This window comes from Bartonella sp. AD328YNZD (genome assembly GCF_042196425.1).
Genome location: NZ_JBHIQG010000913.1, coordinates 1 through 506, shown reverse-complemented (window position 1 = coordinate 506; position 506 = coordinate 1). Strand labels below are relative to the sequence as shown.

Annotated in this window: 1 pseudogene; it reads left to right on the top strand. The window is 39.1% G+C overall.

What is annotated here, in order from left to right:
• Positions 1-506: pseudogene (locus ACFIO3_RS15915) on the top strand (phenylalanine--tRNA ligase subunit alpha); the annotation flags it as partial.

Sequence of the window (506 nt, the reverse complement as noted above, 5' to 3'; positions counted from 1 at the left end):
AAATTAAAAGAATTAGGAAAAATGGATGCTGGCGAGCGCCATAAAGTTGGACCTGTTCTTAATGGATTAAAAAATCGCATTTTAGAATTATGGGCACAAAAGCGTGATCTTCTGAAAAGACAGGCACTGGATGCCCGTCTTTCTCGTGAAACAGTTGATGTTACCTTGCCTGTTCGCTCTTCACCTATAGAAAGGGGACGCATTCATCCTATTTCACAAGTGATTGAGGAAATTATTGCCATTTATACGAAGTTGGGTTTTTCTCTTGCCGAAGGTCCAGATATTGAAACAGATTATTATAATTTTACAGCATTGAATTTTCCTGAAGGGCATCCAGCGCGTGAAATGCATGATACCTTCTTTTTTGATGTTGATAAAATGGGAGAGAGAAAATTATTGCGAACCCATACATCACCCGTACAAATTCGTACACTAGAAAAACAAAAAGCACCGATACGGATCATTATTCCTGGAAAAACTTACCGCATGGATTCGGATGCAACGCA